At 69.6% G+C, this 23,628-nt stretch carries 22 protein-coding genes and 1 pseudogene; 5 read left to right on the top strand and 18 right to left on the bottom strand.

Translation table 11 applies throughout. From position 1 onward, the window contains the following. Window positions 1-27: 27 nt before the first annotated feature. The 5 genes from R1Z03_RS12245 to R1Z03_RS12225 form a co-directional block, all read right to left on the bottom strand. Window positions 28-978 carry an EamA family transporter gene (locus tag R1Z03_RS12245; RefSeq protein ID WP_317360088.1) on the bottom strand — a complete coding sequence of 317 codons (951 nt, stop codon included), beginning with the start codon at window positions 976-978 and terminating at the stop codon, window positions 28-30. Between the two features lie 250 nt (window positions 979-1,228). Continuing rightward, a complete protein-coding gene (arsH, locus tag R1Z03_RS12240; RefSeq protein ID WP_317360084.1) occupies window positions 1,229-1,942 on the bottom strand; it encodes an arsenical resistance protein ArsH in 714 nt (237 codons plus the stop codon). Further along, window positions 1,932-2,963 carry an ACR3 family arsenite efflux transporter gene (gene arsB / locus R1Z03_RS12235; protein ID WP_317360082.1) on the bottom strand — a complete coding sequence of 344 codons (1,032 nt, stop codon included), beginning with the start codon at window positions 2,961-2,963 and terminating at the stop codon, window positions 1,932-1,934. Before arsB ends, arsH begins: the two co-directional genes overlap by 11 nt. A gap of 7 nt (window positions 2,964-2,970) precedes the next feature. Then, a complete protein-coding gene (locus R1Z03_RS12230) occupies window positions 2,971-3,477 on the bottom strand; it encodes an arsenate reductase ArsC (protein ID WP_317360081.1) in 507 nt (168 codons plus the stop codon). Between the two features lie 77 nt (window positions 3,478-3,554). After that, window positions 3,555-3,878, bottom strand: coding sequence for a metalloregulator ArsR/SmtB family transcription factor (locus R1Z03_RS12225; protein WP_317360077.1), 324 nt, complete (start codon window positions 3,876-3,878; stop codon window positions 3,555-3,557). 106 nt (window positions 3,879-3,984) lie between these two features. On the opposite strand from R1Z03_RS12225, the gene R1Z03_RS12220 reads away from it, so the two are divergent. Then, the gene (locus tag R1Z03_RS12220; protein WP_317360075.1) at window positions 3,985-5,955 is read left to right on the top strand and encodes a methyl-accepting chemotaxis protein; all 1,971 of its coding nucleotides are present in this window, start codon (window positions 3,985-3,987) and stop codon (window positions 5,953-5,955) included. Between the two features lie 88 nt (window positions 5,956-6,043). On the opposite strand, the gene R1Z03_RS12215 is transcribed toward R1Z03_RS12220, so the two are convergent. The 3 genes from R1Z03_RS12215 to R1Z03_RS12205 form a co-directional block, all read right to left on the bottom strand. Continuing rightward, a complete protein-coding gene (locus R1Z03_RS12215) occupies window positions 6,044-7,150 on the bottom strand; it encodes a serine hydrolase (protein ID WP_317360072.1) in 1,107 nt (368 codons plus the stop codon). A gap of 176 nt (window positions 7,151-7,326) precedes the next feature. Continuing rightward, entirely contained in the window at window positions 7,327-8,715 is a 1,389-nt protein-coding gene (locus tag R1Z03_RS12210) for an ATP-binding protein (protein ID WP_317360070.1), read from the bottom strand. After that, the gene (locus tag R1Z03_RS12205; RefSeq protein ID WP_317360068.1) at window positions 8,712-9,467 is read right to left on the bottom strand and encodes a response regulator; all 756 of its coding nucleotides are present in this window, start codon (window positions 9,465-9,467) and stop codon (window positions 8,712-8,714) included. The genes R1Z03_RS12210 and R1Z03_RS12205 overlap by 4 nt, the downstream gene beginning before the upstream one ends. A gap of 226 nt (window positions 9,468-9,693) precedes the next feature. On the opposite strand from R1Z03_RS12205, the gene R1Z03_RS12200 reads away from it, so the two are divergent. The 3 genes from R1Z03_RS12200 to R1Z03_RS12190 all read left to right on the top strand — a co-directional run bounded on the left by R1Z03_RS12200 (window position 9,694) and on the right by R1Z03_RS12190 (window position 14,374). Continuing rightward, window positions 9,694-10,728, top strand: coding sequence for an alpha/beta hydrolase (locus tag R1Z03_RS12200; protein WP_317360066.1), 1,035 nt, complete (start codon window positions 9,694-9,696; stop codon window positions 10,726-10,728). A 239-nt stretch (window positions 10,729-10,967) separates the two neighbouring features. Continuing rightward, entirely contained in the window at window positions 10,968-12,872 is a 1,905-nt protein-coding gene (locus R1Z03_RS12195; protein ID WP_317360064.1) for a DUF1800 domain-containing protein, read from the top strand. 38 nt (window positions 12,873-12,910) lie between these two features. Then, window positions 12,911-14,374 (top strand): DUF1501 domain-containing protein, encoded by a 1,464-nt coding sequence (locus R1Z03_RS12190; protein WP_317360062.1) that lies wholly within the window; start codon window positions 12,911-12,913, stop codon window positions 14,372-14,374. A gap of 26 nt (window positions 14,375-14,400) precedes the next feature. Here the strand turns inward: R1Z03_RS12190 and R1Z03_RS12185 are convergent, their stop codons facing one another. From R1Z03_RS12185 to uvrA, 9 genes and pseudogenes are all read right to left on the bottom strand, one after another. Next, entirely contained in the window at window positions 14,401-14,805 is a 405-nt protein-coding gene (locus tag R1Z03_RS12185) for a hypothetical protein (protein ID WP_372588259.1), read from the bottom strand. 16 nt (window positions 14,806-14,821) lie between these two features. Beyond that, complete coding sequence (locus R1Z03_RS12180) at window positions 14,822-15,220, bottom strand: hypothetical protein (protein ID WP_317360059.1); 399 nt, start codon at window positions 15,218-15,220, stop codon at window positions 14,822-14,824. Next, complete coding sequence (locus R1Z03_RS12175) at window positions 15,220-15,642, bottom strand: hypothetical protein (protein WP_317360356.1); 423 nt, start codon at window positions 15,640-15,642, stop codon at window positions 15,220-15,222. Before R1Z03_RS12175 ends, R1Z03_RS12180 begins: the two co-directional genes overlap by 1 nt. Window positions 15,643-15,662: 20 nt before the next feature. Beyond that, on the bottom strand, window positions 15,663-16,067 hold the full coding sequence (locus R1Z03_RS12170) for a hypothetical protein (protein WP_284406551.1): 405 nt from the start codon (window positions 16,065-16,067) through the stop codon (window positions 15,663-15,665). Continuing rightward, a pseudogene (locus R1Z03_RS12165) lies at window positions 16,067-16,198 on the bottom strand (DUF6402 family protein); the annotation flags it as partial. The pseudogene R1Z03_RS12165 and the gene R1Z03_RS12170, both read right to left, overlap by 1 nt. Before the next feature lie 184 nt (window positions 16,199-16,382). Beyond that, window positions 16,383-16,787: a hypothetical protein gene (locus tag R1Z03_RS12160; RefSeq protein ID WP_317360057.1), complete on the bottom strand. Its 405-nt coding sequence runs from the start codon at window positions 16,785-16,787 to the stop codon at window positions 16,383-16,385. Next, window positions 16,784-17,206 carry a hypothetical protein gene (locus tag R1Z03_RS12155; protein WP_317360055.1) on the bottom strand — a complete coding sequence of 141 codons (423 nt, stop codon included), beginning with the start codon at window positions 17,204-17,206 and terminating at the stop codon, window positions 16,784-16,786. Before R1Z03_RS12155 ends, R1Z03_RS12160 begins: the two co-directional genes overlap by 4 nt. Continuing rightward, a complete protein-coding gene (locus R1Z03_RS12150) occupies window positions 17,206-18,099 on the bottom strand; it encodes a DUF6402 family protein (protein ID WP_317360053.1) in 894 nt (297 codons plus the stop codon). Before R1Z03_RS12150 ends, R1Z03_RS12155 begins: the two co-directional genes overlap by 1 nt. Before the next feature lie 117 nt (window positions 18,100-18,216). Then, entirely contained in the window at window positions 18,217-21,237 is a 3,021-nt protein-coding gene (gene uvrA, locus R1Z03_RS12145; RefSeq protein WP_317360355.1) for an excinuclease ABC subunit UvrA, read from the bottom strand. A 444-nt stretch (window positions 21,238-21,681) separates the two neighbouring features. Here uvrA and R1Z03_RS12140 point away from each other — a divergent pair, with 444 nt between their 5' ends. Beyond that, window positions 21,682-22,878, top strand: coding sequence for an MFS transporter (locus tag R1Z03_RS12140; RefSeq protein ID WP_317360353.1), 1,197 nt, complete (start codon window positions 21,682-21,684; stop codon window positions 22,876-22,878). Between the two features lie 40 nt (window positions 22,879-22,918). Here the strand turns inward: R1Z03_RS12140 and R1Z03_RS12135 are convergent, their stop codons facing one another. After that, complete coding sequence (locus tag R1Z03_RS12135; protein WP_317360051.1) at window positions 22,919-23,593, bottom strand: aspartate/glutamate racemase family protein; 675 nt, start codon at window positions 23,591-23,593, stop codon at window positions 22,919-22,921. Window positions 23,594-23,628 lie beyond the last annotated feature (35 nt).

The following is a 23,628-nucleotide window of genomic DNA, read 5'->3' as shown; positions in this document are numbered from 1 at the left end:
CCGGCGCTGACCCGGCACCAGGCCCGGTCAGCGCCGCGCCCAGCGCGGCCCGAGCACCACGCACCCCAGCGCCAGCACCACGCAGGCCACGCCGGCCCACTGCCAGGCGGTGACGACCTCGCCCAGCACCAGCAGCCCGGCGGCCAGCCCCACCACGGGCACGCCCAGGCTGAAGGGCGCCACGCGGTTGGCCGGGTAGCGGGTGAGCAGCCCCGTCCACAGGCCGTAGCCGACGATGGTGGCCACCCAGCCCAGGTAGGCGACCGCGCCCCAGGCCACCGGCGGCAGCGCGGCCCAGGCGTCCCAGTGCAGCCAGCGCCCTGCGTCCGCATCGGTCAGGGCCGACAGCGCCGCGAACGGCAGCACCGGCACCAGGCTGCTCCACACCACGAACGACAGCGGCTTGTAGCCCGGCGATGCCCGCTGCACCATGCGCGAGACGATGTTGGACACCGCCCAGGAGGCGGCCGCGCACAGCGTGAGGCAGATGCCCACCATCGTCGCCCCGCCCACGCCCGTGCCGGTGGCCCCCGGCCCGATGAAGTTCATGGCGAAGCATCCGAGGCCCACCGCCGCGATCGCCATGCCCACCACCAGCGGCCGCCCGGGCCGCTCGCGCAGGATGCCGAACGCGAACAGCGCGGTGAAGAACACCTGCGTCTGCATGAGCACGCTGGCCAGCGCTGCCGTCATCCCCAGCTTCAGGGCGAAAAAGCCGAAGCCGAACTGCCCCACGCCCTGGAACAGCCCGAACAGCAGCACCCAGCGCCAGTGCATGCGCGGCGGCTTGAGGAAGAACACCAGCGGCAGCGCGGCGAACAGGTAGCGCACGGCCCCGAGCTGGAACGGCGTGAAGTAGCGCAGACCCCACTTCATCGCCACGAAATTGATCCCCCAGATGACCACCACGGCCATCGCGGCCAGCACGTCGCGCGTGGCCATGGCATCGCCGACCGGCGCCCGAGCCACCGCGCTCATGCGGCCCCCCTGCGGCCCGGCTGGCGGGTGGGGCGGTGCCGCCCAGGGCGCCGCGGTGCGGCGAAGGTGGAGAAAAACGCGGGGCTGGGCATGCGGCGGTTCGCCGGCAGGCCGGCGCAGAAAAAGGGGGCGGGGGAGGGGGGAGGGGGCGAAGCGGTCGATTATTCCGCACGGCCCCGACTGGCGTGTGGCCGCACGGGACAGCGTGGCCTGCGCGGCACCGCCTGCGGCACTCGCTCCCGCTGGCCGCTCAGAGGCTGCGCTGGTTCACGCGCTGAGACAGGGCCTGCGCGCTTTCCCGGCGCTCGCTGTAGCGGTCCACCAGGTAGGCCGCGCCGCCGCGCGTGAGCAGGGTGAACTTCACCAGCTCTTCCATCACATCCACCACGCGTTCGTAGTAGCTCGACGGCTTCATGCGGCCGGCCTCGTCGAATTCGAGGAACGCCTTCGCCACGGAGGACTGGTTGGGGATGGTGACCATGCGCATCCAGCGGCCCAGCACCCGCATCTGGTTGACCGCGTTGAACGACTGCGAGCCGCCCGAGACCTCCATCACCGCCAGCGTCTTGCCTTGGGTGGGGCGCACCGCGCCGACCGACAGCGGAATCCAGTCGATCTGCATCTTGAGGATGCCGGTCATCGCGCCATGGCGCTCGGGGGACGTCCAGACCATGCCTTCGGCCCATTGGGCGAGCGTGCGCAGCTCGGCCACCTTGGGGTGATCGTCGGGCGCCGCGTCCGGCATCGGCAGGCCGCGCGGATCGAAGATGCGCGCCTCGGCGCCCAGGGCCCGCAGCAGCCGCGCCGCCTCTTCGGTCAGCAGCCGGCTGTAGGACCGCTCGCGCACCGAGCCGTACAGCAGCAGGATGCGCGGGGCATGGGTGGCGCGCTGCGCGGGGAACAGCCGCTCCGGATCGACCGGGTGCAGCAGCGCGGCGTCGACGTTCGGAAGATCAGGATTCATACCACCCTCTGGACGCGTTCACGGCCCGAACCACCAGCAGCATCACCGGCACCTCGATGAGCACCCCCACCACGGTGGCGAGCGCCGCCCCCGAGTGAAAGCCGAACAGGCCGATGGCAGTGGCCACGGCCAGCTCGAAGAAGTTGGACGCGCCGATCAGGGCCGACGGGCCGGCGATGGCGTGCGTTTCGCCGGCCGCCCGGTTGAGCCCGTAGGCCAGCGCCGAGTTGAACAGCACCTGGATCAGGATCGGCACGGCCAGCAGCGCGATCACGAGCGGCTGCGCCAGGATCGCCTCGCCCTGGAAGGCGAACAGCAGCACCAGCGTGAGCAGCAGGGCCGCGATGGACCACGGCCCGATGCGCTGCAGCGCCGCCTCGAACACGGCCGGCCCGCGCGCCAGCAAGGCCCGGCGCCCCCACTGGGCCAGCGCCACCGGAATGATGATGTACAGGACCACCGAGGCCAGCAAGGTGTCCCACGGCACGGCGATGGCCGACAGGCCCAGCAGGAAGGCGACCAGCGGCGCGAAGACCACGACCATGATGCTGTCGTTCAGCGCGACCTGCGACAGCGTGAACAGCGGATCGCCGCCGGCCAGGCGGCTCCACACGAACACCATGGCCGTGCAGGGCGCCGCGGCCAGCAGGATCAGCCCCGCGATGTAGCTGTCGATCTGGTCCGCCGGCAGGTGGGGCGCAAACCACTGTCGAATGAACAGCCACCCCAGGAAGGCCATGGAAAACGGCTTGACCAGCCAGTTCACGAACAGGGTGATGCCCATGCCGCGCAGGTGGCGGCGCACCTCGCCCAGGGCCGCGAAGTCCACCTTGAGCAGCATCGGAACGACCATCACCCAGATCAGCAGCCCGACCGGCAGGTTCACCCGGGCGACTTCCCAGCCGCCCAGGGTGCGGGCCGCACCGGGAAAGGCCTGGCCCAGGCCGATGCCCGCCACGATGCACAGGGCCACCCAGACCGTGAGGTAGCGCTCGAACGCGCCCATGCCGGATTTCTGCATGGCGTCCTCAATCGGTGGCCAGCTGCCGGACGCTGGCTTGCAGCACGGCGCGGTCCAGCCGGTCCGGCGGCAGGGCGACCAGCCGCTCCAGCTGCCGCTTCATGGCGTGCAGCGTGTTGCGGAACGCGCCCAGCTTCTCGGCATCGGTGCCGCCACCTTCGCTGGGATCGGCATGGCACCAGTGGGCCGTGGCCGGGTGCCCCGGCCAGATCGGGCACACCTCGCCGGCCGCGCTGTCGCAGACGGTGATGACCAGGTCCATGGCAGGCGCCCCCGGCGCGGCGAATTCGTCCCAGCTTTTGCTGCGCAGGCCGTCGGTCGCAATGCCTGCGCTGCGCAGCACCTGGATGCCCAGCGGATTGGGCCGCTGGTGGGCGCGCGGGTGGCTGCCGGCGGAATAGGCATGGAAGCGGCCCTGGCCCAGGTCGTTGAGCAGGGCCTCGGCCAGGATGCTGCGGGCCGAGTTGTGGGTGCAGAGAAAAAGGACGTTGAGGGCGCGTGGGGTGTGGATCATGGAGGGCTCCGGATGGCCGGCAGTGCGATGGGGCGGGAGGGCTCGAAGTGGCTGAAGGCCGCGCGTGGCCGGCATGGCTAGCACAGGCATGCGTTGGCGCCGGCGGGAAGGCACGGCGCGCCCTGGCAGCAGTTTTCGGTGAGATAGGCCAGCAGCGCGTTCATGGCGGGGTAGGCGGCGCGGTAGATCAGGTTGCGGCCCTGGCGCTCCTGGCTGATGAGGCCCGCATGCGTCAGCTCCTTGAGGTGGAACGACAGGGTGTTGGGCGCGATCTCCAGGCGCTCGGCCAGGGCGCCGGGCGTGAGGCCGTCCTCGCCCGCCACCACCAGCGCCCGAAAGACACGCAGGCGCACGGCCTGCGCCAGGGCAGCCAGGGCTTGGACCACATCGGATTCATTCATGATTCGACTATACAACAATCATTGAATTATTAAAACGAAAGCCCTTCGAGAAGAGCAAAGGCACATGTCTTGCTAGACCCCAGAGCCAAACATTTGTTTACACAAAATGCCCCTCCTCCACCGCCTCACCCTGCTTCAGAAATTCCTGATCCTCGGCGTGATCGCCGTGCTGATGTCCGCGCTGCCCACCGGGCTGTACGTGCGCGGCGCGCTGCAGGAGATCGGCGATGCGCGCCATGAGAGCGTGGGCGCGCCGGCCATCATCGCGGTCAACCAGGCCGCGCAGTGGCTGCAGGTGCACCGGGGCCTGTCGGCCGCCATGCTCAACGGGGACGAGGTGCTGGGCGCGCGCCGGCCCGCCGTGCGCGATGCGATGAACCAGGCCCTGGCCGAGGCCGACCGGCAGATGGCGGCCGCCGCGGCCCCCGCGGCGCAGGTCAAGGCCTGGGCCGACGCAGCGCAGGCCTGGCGCGCGCTGGAGCAGGCCGTGGCGGCCCGTGCGCTGCCCGCCGCGCAGGCCCTGGCGCGGCACACGCAGTTGGTGGCCGACCTGCTGCGGGTGAGCGAGGAGCTGCTGCACGCCTACGGCTTCCAGACCGATCCCGACACCGCCACGCAGGACCTGATCCAGGCCTCGCTGGTCTACGCCCCGCTGCTCGGCGAAAAAATCGGCCTGCTGCGCGGCCAGGGTGCCGGTTATCTGGCGCGCGCCAGCTTGCCGCCCGAAGGCAAGGGCTCGCTGCAGGCGCTGCAGCAGCGCGTGGGCGAGCTGGAGGAAAGCACCTTCCGCAATTTCGACCGCGCCATGGCCGGCGATGCCGGCCTGCGGCAGGCGCTGGGCGCCCAGGTGCCGGCCGTGCGCCAGCGCGTGGCTGCATCGCGCGGCCTGGCCGACCGGGGGCTGCTCCAGGCCACCGAGATCACCCTGCCCGCCAAGGACTACTTCGACGACCTCTCGGCCACCATCGAGGCGCTGAGCGCCCTGAACGCCACCGCCATGGCCAGCCTGGAGGCCGCGCTGCAGCAGCGCGTGGCCCGCCACCAGCGCGCCCTGGGTGTCGCCGCGCTGGCCATGGCGCTGGCGCTGGCCCTCGCGGGCGGGCTGGCGGCGGTCTTCGTGCGCTCCATCACCCGGCCGCTGGCGCAGGCCGTGGACCTGGCCAGCGCCGTGGCCGCGGGCGACCTGAGCGGCGAGGACACCACCCACGGCAGCAACGAGGTGGGCCGGCTCATCGCCGCGCAGCAGCAGATGCGCGCGCGCCTCAAGCCCATGGTGGCGCAGGTGCGCAGCGGCTCCGAGGGCGTGGCCACCGCCAGCGCCCAGATCGCCCAGGGCAACATGGACCTGTCGGCCCGCACCGAGGCCCAGGCCAGCGCGCTGGAGGAAACCGCCGCCTCCATGGAGGAGATGACCGCCACCGTGCGCCAGAACGCCGACAGCGCGCGGCAGGCCAACCAGCTCGCCGAACACGCCAGCACCGTGGCCGTGCAGGGCGGCGCCGTGGTCACGCGCGTGGTGGAGACCATGCAGGGCATCCACGCCGCCTCGCGCAAGATCGGCGACATCATCGGCGTGATCGACGGCATCGCCTTCCAGACCAACATCCTGGCGCTGAACGCCGCGGTGGAAGCCGCCCGCGCGGGCGAGCAGGGCCGGGGCTTCGCCGTCGTGGCCGGCGAGGTGCGCAGCCTGGCCGGCCGCAGCGCCGAGGCGGCCAAGGAGATCAAGGCGCTGATCGGCGCCAGCGTGGAACGGGTGGCGCAGGGCAGCGCCCTGGCCGACCAGGCGGGCAGCACCATGACCGATGTGGTCACCGCCATCCGCCGCGTGACGGACATCATGGGCGAGATCAGCGCGGCCAGCCACGAGCAGTCGCTGGGCGTCTCCCAGGTGGGCGAGGCCGTCACCGAGATGGACCAGGCCACCCAGCAGAACGCCGCGCTGGTCGAGGAGATGGCCGCCGCGGCGAACAGCCTGCGGGCGCAGGCGGAGGAACTGGTGCGGGCGGCGGGAGTGTTCCGGCTGGGGGCCGGGGACGCGGTGGTACAGCCGGGCGATACGCTACAAATTCTATAGCAATATGCCCTAGTACTGATTGCGCTGGTGGCATTTTTCGCGGCCCTTTCCGGCCCTCCCTGCCGACCCCGGCGGCAGCGCGGACCGGTCAGGGCGCCTCGCCGGCCCGGCAGGGCGCGGCCGCCAGCAGGCGGGCAGCGTGCAGGAACGCCTTCGGACCGACCCAGCTGACGTTCCAGTCGCCCGCCACCGGCACCTGGCGCTTGTGCGCGATCACCATCTGCCGTTTCGGCACCACCAGGATGTACTGGCCGTGCACGCCCCAGGCCATGTAGGCGCCTGCCAGGGGCGAGTCCGGCGGCTCCTGCAGCAGCCACCACAAATAGCCGTACCCGAAGCCGCGCCGCGCGGTGTGCGCCGGGTGCATCTGCGAGGCTGGCGTCGTCTGCTGCGTGATCCGCGCCACCCAGTCCGCGGGAACGAGCTGCCGCCCGCGCCAGCGGCCCTGCTGCAGCATCAGATGGCCCAGCCGCGCCATGTCGCGCGTGGACAGGAAGAAGGGATAGGCCAGGTGCTCCGACCGCCGGGCATCGCCGCTGCGCACATGCCGTGCCGGGTCGAAGTCCTGCAGCTGCAGCGGCGCGGCCAGATCGTCCGCGAAGGCCTGGTAGATGCTGCGCCCCGTCATGCGCTCGAAGGCGGTGCCGGCCGCGTTGAAGTCCCAGTTGTTGTAGAGGAAATAGCGGCCCGGCGCCTGAGAGCCGCGCGCCGGCGCAGCCGCCGCGTCGTCGCCCCCATTGGCGGCCGCATGGTAGACGCCCGAACGCGCGGTGAGCAGGTCACGCAATGTCGCCTGCCGCTCGATCGGCAGCAGGCCGCCCGTGTCGTCGATGCCCAGGTCCGCCAGCGTGCGGTCGAGGTCGATGGTGCCGTCCGCCACGGGCGGGCCGTACAGCATCGACAGCACGCTCTTGCGCACCGAAAACACGATGCTGACCGCCTCCACCGGGCCGTACGCGAACAGCACCCGGCCGTCCTGCACCGCCATCAGGGCGGTCGTGTCCAGGGTGCGAAGGTAGTCGCCGGTGGCTGCGAGACCGCGGCGGCAGGCCGGCCCCTGCTCCGCGACGGGCTGGGGCTCCCACGATGCGCCGGGAAAGGCGGCGGGCGCGGGCGCCGTCGAAGCCGGTGGGACGGACGTGCACGCGCTGGCGAGCAGCAGCAGGGCCGCGCCGCACAGGGTTCGCAAAGGCATCGGCATGGAATGGAATGGAATGGAAGGGGCAGCGTGGTGGGGCGCGGAATGGGTTCAGCGGTCCCTGCCGGCGCCAGGAACCGAAACCGCCGGGCCGGTGCAGATCGGCCCGGGAAATGCTATCAATTAAATAGCGATATGCCCTAGTACTGATTGCGCTGGCGCCCTATTTTGCGCTAATCCTTTTCCAGTCCGCCAGCGCCGTTCTCCCGCGGCAGCACGATGCGCGCCCGCAGCCCCTGCCCGGGCGCGGCATGCAGTTCCAGCGTGCCCCCGTGCGCCCGCGCCACGCGCTCCACGATCGCCAGGCCCAGCCCCGCCCCCGGCGACCCCGAGCGCGCCGCGCCGCCGCGCGCGAACGGCTCGCGCACGCGGGCGAGGTCCTGCAGCGCGATGCCCGGGCCGCCGTCCTGCACCTCGATCCACGCGGCCGACCCCTGCGCAGCCCCGCCCGTGCGCAGCACCACGGGGGCGGCGCCGTGGCGCCAGGCGTTCTCCACCAGGTTGTCCACGGCGCGGCGCAGGGCCTGGGGGCGCAGGGGCAGCGGCGGGGCGCCGCCCGGCTCCACGCGCACCGTGCGGCCGTGGTCCGCCTGGGCCTGGGCGACGGCGTCGACCAGGGCGTCGAGCGACTCGCGCACCGGGGCCTCGGCCTCGCCCACCCGGGCGAAATCGAGGAACTGGCCGACGATGGCATCCATCTCGTCGATGCTGCGCGCCATGCTGGCGGCCAGGTCGCCGTCCAGCCGGGGCTGCGCGATCTCCACGCCCAGGCGCAGCTTGGTGAGCGGCGTGCGCAGGTCGTGCGACACGCCGGCCAGCATCAGCGCGCGGTCGTGGTCGGCACGGGCCAGGGCGAGCGCCATGGCGTTGATGCTGCGGCTGACGGTGGCGAGTTCCTCGGGCCCCTCCTCGGGCAGGAGCGGCGGCGGCTGGCCGCGCGCGATGCGCCGGGCCGCCGCCACCACGCGCGCCAGCGGCCGGTGCAGGTGCCGCTGCAGCCACCAGGCCGCGGCCAGCGCCAGCAGCATGCCGGCCACCGTGGCCATCAGCCAGGCACCCGTGGCCTCCCGCGTGGGGAACAGGCCGGGCAGGCCGAGCCAGTGGTCCGCGCCGTCGAAGGACACGCGCAGCACGAGCCCGCCGGCCTCGTCGCGCCGCCAGCGGGGGGCGGTGGCGGCGCCAGCGCGGTCGGGATCGGCCGCCAGGCGGCGCTCCACGGCCTGCATGAAGGTGCGCTCCACGGGCGAGGGCCGCGCGCCGGGCGCGGCGCCAGCGGCCGTGCCGGCCAGCTGCCGGGCACGGCGGTTGAAGGCGTCGGTGAAGGCCGCCCGCTGCGCAGGCGGCAGCGCGGCCAGCCCGGCGCGCAGCGCATCGACATGGCGGGCCACGCCCTCGGCCACCTGCTCGGCGCGGGGGCGCAGGACCATCTGCCGTGCCACCCAGGCCGCGCACAGCTGGCCCAGCACCACCAGGGCCGCCACCAGCAGCCACTGCCGCCCGAGCAGGCTGCGCGGCCAGCGCGCGCGGCGCGCCCCGGTCGCGGACCCGGCCGGGGCGCTCATGGGGCGGCCTCCGCGCCATCGGCGGGCGGCGGCGCCGTGGCATCCGGCACGAACACGTAGCCCACGCCCCACACGGTGCGGATGTGGCGCGGCCGGGCCGGGTCCGCCTCGATCAGCTTGCGCAGGCGCATGACCTGCACGTCGATGCTGCGGTCGGTGGCGGCATGCGCCGGCCCGTGGGCGAGCGCGATGAGCCGGTCGCGCCCCAGCGGGCGGTGCGGGTAGCCGGCCAGCACGCGCAGCAGCGCGAATTCGGCGGTGGTGATGGGCAGGTCCTGCCCCGCGCGCTCGAGCCGGCGCTCGTCCAGCCACAGCGTGAAATCGCCGAACGCCACGCGCCCGGCCGAGGGCGCGGGGCCGGCGTGCGCACCCAGCATGCGCTGGCGCCGCACCATGGCCTGGATGCGCGCGAGCAGTTCGCGCGGCTGAAAGGGTTTCGGCAGGTAGTCGTCGGCGCCCATCTCCAGGCCGACGATGCGGTCCACCGGGTCGCCGCGTGCGGTCAGCATGAGGATGGGAATGGTCTCGCCCTGCGCGCGCAGGCGGCGGCAGATGGCCAGGCCGTCCTCGCCCGGCATCATCACGTCCAGCACCAGCACGTCGAAGCGCTCGCGCGCCAGCAGCCGGTCGAGCGGGCCGGCGCCGTCGACCGTGCGCACGGCGTAGCCGTGGTCGCCCAGATAGCGCTCCAGCAGCGCCCGCAGGTCGGGTTCGTCATCGGCCACCAGAATCCGGGCCAGCGCATCGGTCATGGAAAAACCCCTGTGATTGACCGCGATGGTAGGGCCGGCCCGCGGCGCCATCGGCATGCCCGTGTCAGGCCATGACAGGGCTGGCGCAGCGGTCATGGTTTGTCATCACTTGGAATGCGCGGGCCATCGTTTTGGAACGGTGGCGCGGCACAGTGGAGGCGAGGGCGCAGCGATCCGCGCACGGCGCCCCACCCAACCGCCACTGCCCTCCCAGGAGTCCGATGCCATGACCGCCCACGCCCCCGCCCATACCGCCACCCACTCGCCGTCCCACCGCCTTGCGCCCCTTGGGCTGCGCCACCCGCTCGTGGCCGCGCTGCTGCTGGCCGGCGCCGCATGGGCCTTGCCGGCGCAGGCCCAGGGGCCCTGGCAGGGGCGCTGGGCCGGGGGCGGGGGCCTGAAGACCGTCGGGTGGCTGGGAGAGCAGAGCCCCCGCAGCATTTCGCGGCTGCCCGAAGGCGTGCAGCGCCTCTTCGACGTGCCCTACGGCAACGACCCGCTGCAACGCATGGACGTGTACCTGCCGCCCGCCTCCGCGCGGCCGGCCGCCGGGCCACGGGCGCCGATCCTCTTCATGGTCCACGGCGGCGCGTGGCGCACGGGCGACAAGGCCATGGAGCGCGTGGTGCAGGAGAAGGTGGCGCGCTGGGTGCCGCTCGGTTTCGTGCTGGTGTCGGTCAACTACCGGCTGCTGCCGGACACGGGCGTGGCGCTGCAGGCGCACGACGTGGCCACGGCCCTCGCCACGGTCCAGCAGCGGGCGGCGCAGTGGGGGGCCGACGGCACCCGGACCGTGCTCATGGGCCATTCGGCGGGCGCGCACCTGGTGGCGCTGCTGAACGCCCAGCCGGCGCTGGCGCAGCGCGCGGGCGCGGCGCCCTGGCTGGGCGCGGTGTCGCTGGACAGCGCGGTGCTGGACCTGCCCGCCCTCATGGGGGCGCACCACGCCGCGCTCTACGACGAGGCCTTCGGCGACGACCCGGCCTATTGGGCGGCACTGTCGCCCTACGACCAGCTGGTGCCGGGCGCGGCGCCGTTCCAGTTCGTGTGCTCGACCGTGCGCCCGGACCACCCGTGCCAGCAGGCCGTGCACATGGCCCGCCGCGTGCGCGAGGCCGGCAGCCGCGCCGAGGTGCTGCCGCAGGCGCTCTCGCATGGCGACATCAACGGCACCCTCGGCCTGGACAGCGACTACACGCGCGCCGTGGAAGCGTTCATGGCCTCGCTCGACGGCGAAGTGGCGCGGCGGCTGGGGCGCTGACGGCGCGGCCGGGCGCCGGCCGGGCATGGCGGCCGAGGAAGCGGACCGGCGCGCCCCGCTGCGGCGGTAACAACCGGACACAGACCGGATGTAACAGCTGCATCGGCCTGTCATCGGAATGGGCGGGCGCGCCGTTCCCAAAAATTCCTGCCCCTCCTCGCGCGCCGCCGTCGCCCCGACGCCCCGGCGATGCCCGTGTCCCCATCCGCCACGCTCCCGTTCGCCCGGGACAGACGCCCATGATGCTGACCCCCGCGGCACCCGCCCCCGGCGCCGACCACCCTGCGCCCCACTCATCAGGCCCATCGCCGGCCCCGCAGCCCGCCCCGTCCCCCGCCCCCTCGCTGCCTTCCAACACCCCGGCCGCCGGCGCCGCCGCGCTGGCGGCCGCCCTGCTGGCCGCCTGCGGTGGCGGTGGAGGCGGCAGCGAAGACAGCGGCACCAGCGCGCCGCCTGCGACAGGCAGCCCCGCCCCCAGCCCGGCGCCCTCGGGCGGCGGCACGGGGGCCGTGAACGCCCCGGCCACCGACGAGGAGGCCGCGCGGTTTCTGCTGCAGGCGCAGTTCTCGGCCACCGACGAATCCATCGCCGAGGTGCGCGGCCAGGGCTACGCCGCCTGGCTGGCCAACCAGTTCGCCCAGCCCATCGGCACCACAGGCACCGACTGGCTCACCCAGCGCGGCTACGGCGTGGCCAATGCCGACACGCGCTTCTACAACGCGGCCTACCCGGCCGACTTCATGCTGTGGAACCAGCTGTTCACCGCGGGCGACGCGGTGCGCAAGCGCGTGGCGCTGGCCCTGTCGGAGATCATGGTGGTCTCGGTCAACGGCCTGGACCAGACCTGGAACGCCTTCCTGGCCGCCGGCTACTGGGACGTCCTCAACACGCACGCGCTCGGCAACTTCCGCGCGCTGCTGGAGGCCGTGACGCTGAACCCGGCCATGGGCGTGTACCTGAACACGCGCGGCAACCAGAAGGAAGACGCCCGCACCGGCCGCCAGCCCGACGAGAACTACGCCCGCGAAGTGATGCAGCTGTTCACGCTGGGCCTGTACCAGCTCAACGCCGACGGCACCGAGCAGCGCGACGGCAGCGGCAACCGGCTGGAGAGCTACACCGCCGCCGACGTGAGCAACCTGGCGCGCGTATTCACCGGCTACGACTACGACCGCAGCCAGAACCAGCCCACCACCGTGGGCACCAGCACCGTGCCCAGCCCGCAGCAGGCCCGGCTGCCGATGGTGCTCACCGCCAGCCGGCATTCCACGCTGGCCGCCACGTTCCTGGGCACCACCGTCGGGGCCGGCACGCCCGGCGAGGCGGCGCTCAAGACGGCGCTCGATACCCTCTTCAACCACCCCAACGTCGGCCCCTTCATCGGCCGCCAGCTCATCCAGCGCCTGGTGACCAGCAACCCCAGCCCCGCCTACGTGGCGCGCGTGGCGGCGGCGTTCGCCAACAACGGCAGCGGCACCCGGGGCGACCTGCGCGCGGTGGTGGCCGCCGTGCTGCTCGACACCGAAGCACGCAGCGCCACGGGGCTGGCGAACCCGCAGTTCGGCCGCCTGCGCGAGCCCATGGTGCGCTTCGTGCAATGGGGCCGCACCTTCGGGCTGCGCTCCGCGCAGGGCAGCTGGAAGATCGGCGACCTGAGCGACCCCGCCACGCGCCTGGGGCAAAGCCCGATGCGCGCGGGGTCGGTGTTCAACTTCTTTCGCCCCGGCTACGTGCCGCCGGCCACCGCCATGGCCGCCAACGGCCAGGTCGCGCCGGAGTTCCAGATCGTCAACGAAACCAGCGTGAGCGGCTACCTGAACTTCATGCAGAACGCCATCCGCAACGGCATCTTCGTGAACGCGCCCGACCTGCCGCAAAACGTCAGCAACGCGAGCAACGGCTTCGACATCGCCTGCACCTACGCCAACCTGCTGCCGCTGGTGGCCGACGCCACGGCCCTGGTGCGCAAGGCAGCGCTGCTGCTGTCGGCGGGCCAGGTGTCCGCCGCCACGCAGGGCCGCATCGCCGCCGCGCTGAACACCACGCCCGTCACGGCGAGCAGCACCGCCGCCGTGCAGCTCAACCGCGTCGCCGCGGCCGTGCTGCTGGTGATGGCCAGCCCCGAATACCTCGTGCAGAAGTGACCGCCCCTGCCCCACGGACACGCCTACGGAACACGCCCATGCCCACGAACCCGTCCACCCCCTTCATCGACCCGGCCCGCCACACGCGCCGCGCCTTCCTGCGGCGCTCGGCCCAGCTGGCCGCCACCGGCACCGCGCTGCCGTTCGCCCTCAACCTCGCCGCTTTAGGCGAGGCCGCGGCGTTCGAAGCCAACGACTACAAGGCGCTGGTGTGCGTCTTCCTGTACGGTGGCAACGACTACGCCAACACCGTCGTGCCCTACGACAGCGCACGCTACGCCCAGTACGCCACCATCCGCGGCGGCGGCGCGGACGGTGCCGCGGGCGGCATCGCGCTCGGTCGCAGTGCGCTGGGCGGCACCGTGCTGCAGCCGGCCAGCGTCCTCGCGGGCGGCCTGCAGTACGCGCTGCACCCCGCCATGACCGGCATGGCCGGCCTCTTCAACAGCGGGCGCGCGGCGGTGCAGCTCAACGTGGGGCCGCTGGTGGTGCCGCTCACGCGGGCGCAGTACGCCAGTGCCGACCGCCGCACCTACCCGCTGCCCCCGAAGCTCTTTTCGCACAACGACCAGCAGTCGGTGTGGCAATCGCAGGGCGCCGAAGGCTCCACCGTGGGCTGGGGCGGCAACCTGGGCGACCTCGCCCTGTCGGCCAACACCAACTCGCTGTTCACCTGCATCTCGGCCAGCGGCAACGCGGTGTTCCTCTCGGGCGACCAGGCGCTGCAATACCAGATCAGCACCAGCGGCGCCGTGCCCATCAACGGGGTCAAGAACAACGTCTATGGATCGAGCGCCGTGCGCGGCGTGCTGAGCGAGCTGGTGCAGGCCGCCAGCGCCCACGCGATGGAGGCCGAATACGCGCGCGTGACGCAGCGCTCCATCGGCTCGGAAGGGCAGATCTCCGCCGCGCTCGCGGGCGCGGGCGTGTCCACCGCGTTCCCCACGGGCAACCCCCTGGCCGACCAGCTCAAGGTGGTGGCGCGGCTGATCGCTGCGCGCGGCGCGCTGGGCACGCGGCGGCAGGTGTTCTTCGTGTCGATGGGCGGGTTCGACCTGCACGACAACCTGGTCTCGGGCCAGGCCGTGCTGATGGACCGCGTGAGCAGCGCCATGACCGCGTTCTACAACGCCACCGTGGAGCTGGGCGTGGCCGACAAGGTGACCGCCTTCACCGCATCGGACTTCGGGCGCACGCTCACGTCCAACGGCGACGGCTCCGACCACGGCTGGGGCAGCCACCACTTCGTGGTCGGCGGCGCCGTGCGCGGCGCGGCCTTCTACGGCACGCCGCCACCCATCAGCGTGGGCAACGGCAGCGGCAGCGAAGACCAGTGGCACGTGGGCCAGGGCCGCCTGCTGCCCAGCACCGCCGTGGACCAGTACGCGGCCACGATGGCGCGGTGGTTCGGGGTGGCGAACACCGAGATGACCGGCGTGCTGCCGAGGCTGGGGAATTTCGGGGGAGCGGCGTATCCGGTGAATCTGGGATTCTTGGGGTGATGGGTGGCGCGGTGGGTTAGCAAGCGTCAGTTGTGGGGGCCGCAATCCGGTGGCCGTGTCGGGTCCGTGCATTCGGAGGGGATGTTGTCGAAAAGCACATCGCGCCCCACACGCACTCTCTTCATGTCCATCGGCGGGTCCAGATACCAGTAGGTCTCTCCATTCAGCCATAGATCGACCACGCTGTTTTCACCCAGCAAAGTTCTGGAATCCACGCGGTACAACCGCACCACGTAAGGCATCTTGTAGTCGTGGTGAAAGACGCGCTGGAGGATCGATGCTTTGTAGAACTCCAGTCGGTAAACCCGATGCGGACTGTTTTCGCTGTCGAAAAAAGTCGGTGTTGAGGCATACCAAGCGAAAGCAGCGAGGGCTACCAGGGCCGTACCCCATCCGAGGGTGGTTTTCCTGATTTGCACAGTTTCGCTCACGGCCGGCGCGCTTTCATCAAGGCTTGGCGGGACACCCACTGGCAAGCGGTGGGTCGCCACATTCCGAGGGGATGCCCTCAAACACCACTTCATTGCCTACATACACCTTGTTGGTAGCGACTGGTGGATCAAGGTGCCAGTCGAACTGCCCACCACCTTGAAGGTCCACGACTTCACTTTCTCGCAACAGCGTTTTGGGCGAAACACGATATAGCCGGACGACGAAAGGCATCCTGAAATCGTGGTGGACGATGCGCTGCAGGATCGATGCCCGATGGAACTCAAGGCGATAGATTTCATGAGGACTGTTGTAGCTGTACAGGAACGTAGGGGAAGTGGCGCGCCACCCCAAAACAACACAACCACCCAGCATCAGGCACCACACGACACACGGGATTTTTTTCAAAGGGCGCATCAAGGCTTGGGACAACTGACCAACGGTGACGCAGGTGTGCATTCCGCTGGGATTTTTTCAAACAAGACATCCCTGCCGACGCGCACTTCGTTCCGGTCCACCGAAGAATTCAGATACCACGTGATTTCGCCGTTCAGCCAGAGATCGACCACCTCGCTTTCACCCAGCAGCGTCTTGGGCTCGATTTTGTACAAGCGCACGACATAGGGCATCTTGAAATCGAGATGGGCGATTCTTTGCAAGGGAGATGCTTTATGGAACTCCAGGCGGTAAACGCGATGCGGGCTGTTTTCGCTGTCGAAAAATGTGGGCGTCATGGCGTACCAAGCCATGACAAAGAGGGCCGTCACCGCCAAGCACCGGACGAAGCACGAGCCTCTATTGAAAACAGGTTTTTCACCATCTCTACAAGAGAAAATCATGGGTCCGGCATTGATCTGCTTCACTTCTTGGCAGGGCAATCTGGTGGCAAAGTAGGGTCCGTGCATTCGGAAGGAATGTTGTTGAAGAACACATCCCGCCCTACGTAAACTTTGTTAGTGGCTACCGGCGCATCCAAATGCCAACTGGTCTCGCCATTCATCCAGAGATCGACCACTTCGCTTTCACCGAGCAATGTCCTGGAATTAACCCGGTAAAGACGCACCACATAAGGCATCTTGTAGTCGTAATGGATGACACGCTGAACGATTGATGCCTTGTAGAACTCCAGGCGGTAAACGCGGTGAGGACTGTTCTCACTATCGAAAAAAGTGGGGGTCGCCGCGTACCAGACCAAAAAAATAATCGCATTCAGTGCAAGGCACCAAACGATACAAGGGACTTTACGAAGATCTGACAGTTTCATCACCATTCCAGCTTGATCGGAAAAGGAAGGCGCACACGGTGCACATCGGACAGGACGATGAAGTCGCCGCCGCGCCCATGCTTTGCTCGCCATTTGCGAAAGTCTTCGTTCTGCACAAGGTAAGTGTGACCACGCGCTTTGGTCTCGCTCTCATGTGCCCATCGCGGGCAGGCCGCGACGATGGCGCGCTGGTAGCAAATATGGAGAGGTTGGGTGTTGCCTGGGGAATCTTGGTGGGGCGGCGTATCCGGTGAGCATGGGGTTCTTGGAGTGGGGCCAACATCCAATGAATTCATCACCGCTGCGGCGCATGGCTTATTGCTGTTGCTCGCAGATGCGTAGGGGAGACGGCGGCGCGCACTCGGACCGAAGTTTGTCGAACCGCACGTCCTTCCCCACACGCACATGGTTGTCGTCTCCCGGCGAGTTAACGCTCCAGACGATGGCATCGTTGCGCCAAAGGTCGACCACCGGGCTGGTCCCCAACAACGCCTGAGAATCGGAATGGTAGAGACGGACTACAGAAGGCTTCTTTGAATCCAGGTGCTGCACACGCTGCCACCAGGATGCATCGTAGATTTCCAGTCGATAGGTATGCAGAGGACTGTTGTAGCGGTTGTAGAGCGCCGGCGTAGACAAGTACCACGCCAGAAACAGCGCAGCGTTCAACGCCAGGCACCAGACGATGCAAGGGATCTTGCTCCAGGCGAAGTGCTTCATCGTGATTCCGTTTCTGGCCGGTTCGGACAGCTCGGCGGCGGTGCCTGGGTGGGGCATTCAGAGGGTATGTTTTCGAACAGCACGCCATGGCCCGCATACACCTCATTGAAATCGAGCGGAGGAGCGGTATGCCAACTGATACTGCCATTTCCTGCGCTCATATCAACGACATGGCTTTCGGCCAGTAGCGCCCTGGGCTCCACCCTGTACAGCCGCACGATCGCAGGCATTCCGAAGTTGTAGTGAATGATTCTCTGAAGAATCGAGGCGTTGTAAACATCCACGCGATAGGTCATGTGCGGGCTGTTGTCGCTGTACAAAAAAGTCGGGGCATAGACATGCCACCCTACGAAGAGCAATGCGTTGATGGCCAGACACCACGCGATGCATGGCACTTTTTTCAAATCTTTCCAGGGCATCACCACTCCATGTGAATCGGAAAAGGAAGCTGCACACGGTGCACGTTCGAAAGGACGATGAAATCGCCACCCCTGCCGTGTAACGCACGCCAGCGACGAAAGTCCGTGTTCTGCACTAGGTAAGTGTGGCTTCGTACTTGAGCATCTGTCTCCTGAACCCATTGCTCGGAGATGGAGACGCCTGAACCCCACTGGAGTCGTTCGACGCCCCCGAAACCCCAGAAGCCCAGGGGCTGCGAAAGAAAGGAATTTTCGCCATCGTTGAAATCGTAGGCGTCTCGCAGATAGAAACCCAATTCGTCGATGGCAATCGAAGTTTTTCCAGTTCCTTTCGGCGTCACCATGCCTGATACGGCCACTTTCAGGGTGGCCTCGCCCATGGCCCCATAGAAATCGTCCAGAGGATCGCTGAGTCGGCCAAACCCCAGGTAATTCACTTGGCAGGTTTCGTCCAGGATTTTCGCGGGCTTTGACAGGTCGCCCAACCGCCACTCTTGCGTTCCCAGGCGACCCAAGCCTTGTTCCCTGACGATTTTTTTCAGTTGCACCACGCCAGCTGGAGTGGCCCACTGGGATTGCAGTTTTGCCATGGCGGCGTTCACCCTTGCGAAACCACGCGCCCAGGCCATGGAAACGGTGTTCTCATCCAATTGCGCCGCACTGAGAGTGCTGGGCCGGTTGACAACCTCACCCCGCTTCATCGGACCCGGCATCTCAAACGCCGCCCCCCGAAACCACCGCTCCATCAACGCCGCCGCCACTGGCCACCCCATGCGCGAGCGCATCACCACCGGGATGTCATCCAGTTGAAAAAGCCGCACCTTGGGCGGCAGTTTTTTCTCCAGTTGCGCGCGCAGGCGCTCCTGGTCCACTTGGACCATGCCCTTGTTCATGGGACCTCCCCGTTCCGTCTTCGGTTGTTTTTAGAACCGCGGATTCTGGGGGTAAAAACCGGCGCACGGCGCGGTTCGGGGCAACTGATTTGCCACCGAAAGTAACGTAACTATCGATCAGCCCTGCGCTGTGGACGGCAGGTAGCGCGCCAGGTACCGCCCGGTGTGGCTGGCCGGGTTGGCGGCCAGGTCTTCGGGGGTGCCCTCGCCCACCACGGTGCCGCCGCCGGCGCCGCCCTCGGGGCCCATGTCGATGATCCAGTCCGCCGTCTTGATGACGTCCAGGTTGTGCTCGATCACGACGATGGTGTTGCCCGCATCGCGCAGCTGGTGCAGCACCTTGAGCAGCAGGTCGATGTCAGCGAAGTGCAGGCCGGTGGTGGGCTCGTCCAGGATGTAGAGCGTGCGGCCGGTGTCGCGCTTGCTCAATTCCTGCGCGAGCTTCACGCGCTGGGCCTCGCCGCCCGAGAGCGTGGTGGCGGCCTGGCCCAGGCGGATGTACGACAGGCCCACGTCCAGCAGCGTCTGCAGCTTGCGCGCGATGGTCGGCACGTCCTTGAAGAAGGCGAAGGCGTCTTCCACCGTGAGGTCGAGGATCTGCGCGATGTTCTTGCCCTTCCACAGGACTTCGAGCGTCTCGCGGTTGTAGCGCTGGCCGTGGCAGATGTCGCAGGGCACGTACACATCGGGCAGAAAGTGCATCTCCACCTTCACCACGCCGTCGCCCTGGCAGGCCTCGCAGCGGCCGCCGGCCACGTTGAAGGAAAAGCGCCCGGGCCCGTAGCCACGTTCCTTGGCGGTGTTCACCTCGGCCATCAACTCGCGGATCGGCGTGAACAGGCCGGTGTAGGTGGCGGGGTTGCTGCGCGGCGTGCGGCCGATGGGGCTTTGGTCGACGTTGATGACCTTGTCGAAATACTCCATGCCCTCGATGGCCTCATGCGGCGCGGGCTCGTCGTGCGCGCGGTAGAGCTGGCGCGCCACGGCGGCATACAGCGTGTCGTTGACGAGCGTGCTCTTGCCGGAGCCGGAGACGCCGGTCACGCAGGTGAGCAGGCCCACGGGGAACTCCACGCTCACGTTCTTCAGGCTGTGGCCCGTGGCGCCAACCACGCGCAGGGCCTGCAGCCGGCCCTGGGTGGCGCGGTGCTCGGCCTGGCGCTCGGCGCGCTGCTCCGCGCGGCGCTTGCTGGCCTCGGTTTCAGGGAAGCGCGATTTGCCCTTCTTCGCCGCTTCGGGGGCCGCGGGGGTGCCTTCCATCACGGGCAGCCACGGCGTGCGGCGCGGGGGAACGGGGATGGACAGCGTGCCCGACAGGTACTGGCCCGTGAGCGAATCGGGATGGCCGCGCACCGCGTCGTAGGTGCCCTGCGCCATCACGCGGCCGCCGTGCACGCCGGCGCCGGGGCCCATGTCGATCACGTGGTCGGCGGCGCGCATCATGTCCTCGTCGTGCTCGACCACGATCACGCTGTTGCCGATGTCGCGCAGGTGCTGCAAGGTGGCGATCAGGCGGTCGTTGTCGCGCTGGTGCAGGCCGATGCTGGGCTCGTCGAGCACGTACATGACGCCGGTCAGGCCCGAGCCGATCTGGCTGGCCAGGCGGATGCGCTGCGCCTCGCCGCCCGAGAGGGTTTCGGCGCTGCGGTCCAGGCTCAGGTAGTTCAGCCCCACGTCGTTCAGGAACGTGAGGCGCGTGCCGATCTCGCGCACGACCTTGTCGGCGATCTCGGCCTTGGCGCCGGTGAGCTTGAGCTGCGAGAACCAGGCGTGCGCGTCGGCCAGCGTGGCGTGGCTCACCTCGTAGATGGCACGGGCCTGTTCGCCCTCGCCCACCTTCACGTGGCGCGCCTCCAGCCGCAGCCGTGCGCCGTGGCATTCGGGGCAGGGCTGGGTGCTGCGGTAGCGCGCGAGTTCTTCGCGCACGACCACCGAATCGGTCTCGCGGTAGCGCCGCGCCATGTTGGGCAGGATGCCTTCGAAGGGGTGCTTCTTGACGATGGCCTTGCCCTTGTTGGCGCCGCTGTCCAGCACGTAGTTGAAGGCGATCTCCTCCTCGCCCGATCCGTACAGCACGGCCTGCTGCACCGGCGGGGGCAGCGATTCGTAGGGTGCCTCCACATCGAAGCGGTAGTGCCTGGCGAGGCTCTCCAGCATGGCGAAGTAGTAGCCGTTGCGCCGGTCCCAGCCCTTGATGGCGCCGCTGGCCAGGCTCAAGGACGGAAAGGCCACCACGCGCGCGGGATCGAACACCTCCTGCTGCCCGATGCCGTCGCAGGCTGGGCAGGCGCCCATGGGCGAGTTGAACGAGAACAGGCGCGGCTCCAGCTCGGCCAGCGAATAGCTGCACACGGGGCAGGCGAACTTGCTGGAGAACAGGTGCTCCTGGCCGCCATCCATCTCCAGCGCCAGCACGCGGCCGTTGCCCTCCACGCCGCCCACGCGCAGGGCCGCCTCGAAGCTTTCGGCCAGGCGCTGCTGCATCTCGGCGCGCACTTTCAGGCGGTCGATCACCACGTCCACGTCGTGCTTTTCGGTCTTCTTGAGCTGCGGCAGGCTTTCATATTCGTAGATGGTGCCGTCCACCCGAAAGCGCACATAGCCCAGCGCCTGCATCTGCGCGAAGAGTTCGGTGAACTCACCCTTCTTGTCGCGCGCGACCGGGGCCAGCACCATGAGGCGGGTGTCCTCGGGCAGGGCCAGCACGGCATCCACCATCTGGCTCACCGTCTGGGCAGCCAGCGGCAGGCCGTGGTAGGGGCAGTACGGCGTACCGGCGCGCGCGTACAGCAGGCGAAGGTAGTCGTGAATCTCGGTCACCGTGCCCACGGTGGAGCGCGGGTTGTGGCTGGTGGCCTTCTGCTCGATCGAGATGGCCGGCGACAGGCCCTCGATCAGGTCCACGTCGGGCTTGTCCAGCCGGCCCAGGAACTGCCGCGCATAGGCCGACAGGCTCTCCACATAGCGGCGCTGGCCCTCGGCATAAAGCGTGTCGAACGCCAGGCTGGACTTGCCCGAGCCCGACAGCCCGGTAATCACCACCAGCTGGTTGCGCGGGATGTCCAGGTCGATGTTCTTGAGATTGTGCGTGCGCGCCCCGCGGATGCTGATGCGAGCCTGCTGCAGGGCGGCGCCCAGGTAGCGGCCGGCGGCCGGCGCTGCAGGGGCGTCGCCATCGTCGGCGGGCCGGGAGAAGGGGGAGTGGTTCACGGTGGGCGCGGCTCTGGGCGGGGAAACCCACCATGATAGGCCACGCCCCCGGCGCGGGCCGTCCGCAGGGCCACCCGGCCCCTGCTGCCGGGCGGGGGGCGGTCCGGCGGCGGGCCGGAAAACCATCTGCTCCTTATTTAATAGCAATCAGGGCAATGAATCCGCCGGCATGGTGGCCTTTTTGCCCGCAGCGGCGAAAACGGGTTCGCCAGGCCGTCAATGCCTGCGCGGTGGCGCCGGTTCCGGCCTGCGGGCGATGGGCGAGAATCGCGGCTTTGGCTTCAGGCCCTCAGCGCACCCACCGTGCCGGATTCCTCCACCCACCTTCCAGGTCCAGGCGCCACCGCCTCGCCCCCGTCCAACGCCACCGCCATGACGCCGCTGGAGCGCCGCTCCAGCCTCGCGCTGGCGCTGATCTTCGCGCTGCGCATGCTGGGGCTGTTCCTCGTGCTGCCCGTGTTCGCGCTCGAAGCGCGCAAATACCCGGGCGGCGACGATCCCGCGCTCGTCGGCCTGGCCATGGGCATCTACGGCCTCACGCAGGCGGTACTGCAGCTGCCTCTGGGCATGGCGTCCGACCGCTTCGGGCGCAAGCGCGTGATCGTGCTGGGCCTGGCCGTGTTCGCCGCCGGCAGCCTGCTGGCGGCGCTGGCCGACTCGCTCACCGGGCTGCTGGCCGGCCGGGCGCTGCAGGGCGCGGGCGCAGTGTCGGCCGCCGTGACGGCGCTGCTGGCCGACCAGACGCGCGATGCCGTGCGCACCAAGGCCATGGCGCTGGTGGGCGGCAGCATCGGGCTGATGTTCGCCGTGGCGCTCGTCGCCGCCCCCGTGCTGGCCGCGCACATCGGCCTGGCGGGCCTGTTCGGGCTGACCTGCGCGCTGGCGCTGGGCGGCATCGCCGTGGTGCTGTGGGTGGTGCCGCCCGAGCCCGCGCGCCATGCCGACGCCCCGCGCGGGCGCCTGGCCGAGGTGTGGCGCCATGCCGACCTGCTGCGGCTGAACCTGGGCGTTTTCGTTCTCCACACGGTGCAGATGGCCATGTGGGTCGCCGTGCCCGCGCTGCTGGTGCAGGCGGGACTTCCCAAGGCCGCGCATTGGCAGGTGTACCTGCCCGCCGTGGTGCTGTCGTTCGCCATGATGGGCGGGCTGTTCGCGCTGGAGCGGCGCGGCCGCCTGCGCGAATCGCTGCTGGCCGCCATCGGCCTGGTGCTGCTGGTGCAGCTGGGCCTGGGCGGCGCGGCTGCGGCCGGCGCCGTGCCCGCGCTGTGGGCGCTGGGGCTGCTGCTGTTCGTGTTCTTTTGCGGCTTCAACGCGCTGGAGGCCAGCCAGCCCAGCCTGGTCTCGCGCATGGCGCCGCCGCACCTGCGCGGCGCGGCCCTGGGCACCTACAACACGCTGCAGTCGCTGGGCCTGTTCGCCGGGGGAGCCCTGGGCGGCGCGCTGGCCAAGTGGGCCGGCACGCCGCAGCTCTTTGCCGTGACGGCGCTGCTGTGCGCGGTATGGCTGGCCGCCAGCTGGGGCTTGCGGCCGGTGGGCCGGCAGGCGGGCGGCGCACCGGCGGGGCACTGAGCGCGCCTGCGCCGCCCGGCGTGTCCACCTTTTTTTCTTTTCAGCCCAGCCGCTGGCGCAGCCGCGCGACGGCGCTGTGCACGGTGGTGAACACCGGCAGCCCCGTGGCCGCCTCGCATGCGCCCCGGGCGCGCGCCATGCTGAATTGCGCGAGCGCGATGCGGCGGCAGCCCTGCGCCTGCAGCGCAAGTGCCTGCTGGGCGATGAGCCGGTCGTGCAGCGCCGCATCGCCCCGGTTCAGCGCGTCGAGCGCGCCGTCGGCCAGGGCCGTGTGCAGCGCCACGTGCGCGGAAAACTCCGGCGGCATGGAGGCCAGCGTGGGTGCGAAGGTGGCGATCAGGCCCACGGCCCCTTCGCCGGCGGCCTGCGCGATGTCGTCCACCATGGCCTCGTTGGGCTTGAGCACCGGCAGCCCCGCATGCCGGCGCGCCACCGCCTCGATGCACGGCCCGAAGGCCGAGCAGGTGAACAGCAGCGCGTGTGCGCCCGTGCCCACGGCGTAGTCCGCCAGCCGCAGGAACCGGTCGTGCATGGCCGCATCCAGCCCCGCACCCGAGCGCGCCAGATCGGCCGAGAGGCTGTCGTCCAGCAGGTTCATGCGCAGCGCCTCGGGCCACTGCTGCGCGAAGGCGGCGTTGATGGGCTCGACGGAATGCGGCAGGGCATGGATCAGCGCGATGCGCGGGGGGTTGGGCTTGGTAGGTGATGGGCACATGGCGACGGACACCGCTGGGCTGGCTTTCCCGGCTA

Source organism: Acidovorax sp. BLS4, assembly GCF_032929295.1.
Taxonomy (GTDB): Bacteria; Pseudomonadota; Gammaproteobacteria; order Burkholderiales; family Burkholderiaceae_C; genus Paracidovorax.
Note: the sequence above shows the minus strand (reverse complement) of the source record. Positions and strands in the feature narration are given on the sequence as shown.